Source organism: Nocardioides sp., assembly GCF_024509035.1.
Lineage (GTDB): Bacteria > Actinomycetota > Actinomycetes > Propionibacteriales > Nocardioidaceae > Nocardioides.
The window spans coordinates 1-1,583 of sequence record NZ_JANINT010000420.1 but is presented as its reverse complement, the minus strand read 5'-3'; the positions used below and the strand labels follow the sequence as shown (position 1 = coordinate 1,583).

Genomic DNA, 1,583 nt, shown 5'->3' with positions numbered 1-1,583 from the left:
CTGCGCGACCACGGCATCGACGTCGTCGCGGACCTGCCGGTCGGCGACAACCTGCACGACCACATGTTCCACGCGATGACCTTCCACACGACCTCGACGAAGATGCGCGGCAACGCCTTCTTCTTCGGCAAGGGCGTGCTCAAGGAGGCCGTGCGCCCGGGCAAGACGTTCCTGGCCAACTCGGTGTTCGAGGCCGTCGCCTTCCTGCGCACGTCGCAGGCCACCGACGTGCCGGACCTCCAGCTCCACCTGCTGCCGTGGTCCTACGTCTCGCCCAACCAGGACGCGCCGATCCGCCACGACGTCGACCCGCGTACGTCGATCACGCTGCTCTCCACGCTGATCTACCCGCGCAGCCGCGGCACGCTCCGGCTCGCGTCCAGCGACCCGACCGCCGCGCCGCTCATCGACTTCCAGTACCTCGCCGACCCCGGCGACCTGGAGGTGCTCGCGGAGGGCTCGGAGATGGTGCGCGAGATCATGGGCGGCGCCGCGTTCGGCGGGTCGGTCAAGGAGGAGATCCACCCCGGGACCCAGCTCAAGGGCCAGGCGCTGCGCGACGCGATCCTCAACCGCGCCACCTCGGTCTACCACGGCGTCGGCACCTGCCGGATGGGCACCGACGAGCTGTCGGTCGTGACCCCGGACCTCAAGGTCCGTGGCGTCGAGGGCCTCCGGGTCTGTGACGCCTCGATCATGCCGTCGATCACCGGCGGCAACACCAACGCACCCGCGATCATGATCGGCGAGCGCGGAGCCGACTTCGTGCTCGGGAAGGCGTGACCACCATGGCCCTGCAGCGACCGGCGTCGATCACCGACGCGTTCCTCGAGAAGCTCGTGGCCCGGGTGCCGTCGACCAGCGGCGGCTCCTGGAAGCTCACCGAGGTCTACACCGGCGACCTGCTCGTCGAGCTGCCGCAGTCGACACCGGCCGACATCGAGGCGGCGTTCGCGACGGCCCGTGAGGCCCAGCGCGCCTGGGCGGCCCGACCGCTCAAGGACCGGCTCGAGGTCTTCAAGCGCGCCCACGCGCTGTTCCTCGACAACGCCCACCTCACCACCGACCTGATCCAGGTCGAGAGCGGCAAGAACCGCCGGATGGCGATCGAGGAGACCTGCGACCCGGTGATGGTGATGAGCCACTACCTCAAGCGCGCTCCGCACCTGCTCAAGCCCGTCAAGCGCGGGGGACCGGTGCCGTTCCTCTCGAGCTCGACCGAGATCCGCCAGCCCAAGGGCGTCATCGGCATCATCGCGCCCTGGAACTTCCCGTTCGCGACCGGCATCTCCGACTCGATCTCGGCGCTGATGGCCGGCAACGCGATCGTGCTCAAGCCCGACAACAAGACCGCGCTGTCGCCGCTCTTCGGCATCTCGATGCTCGAGGAGGCAGGCCTGCCGAAGGGGCTGTTCCAAGTCGTCTGCGGCGAAGGACCCGACGTCGGCCCGACGCTGATCGACAACGCCAACTACGTCATGTTCACGGGCTCGACGGCGACCGGGCGCGTCATCGGCGAGCGGGCCGGGCGCAACCTGATCGGCTGCTGCCTCGAGCTCGGCGGCAAGAACCCGATGATCGTG

At 69.2% G+C, this 1,583-nt stretch carries 2 protein-coding genes; both read left to right on the top strand.

Annotated elements, in window-relative coordinates:
- The coding region (locus tag Q0L15_RS22885; RefSeq protein WP_296607163.1) for a GMC oxidoreductase at window positions 1-783 on the top strand (783 nt) is incomplete at its 5' end.
- 5 nt (window positions 784-788) lie between these two features.
- Window positions 789-1,583 (top strand): aldehyde dehydrogenase family protein (locus Q0L15_RS22880; RefSeq protein ID WP_296607162.1); only part of this gene is annotated, 795 nt, incomplete at its 3' end.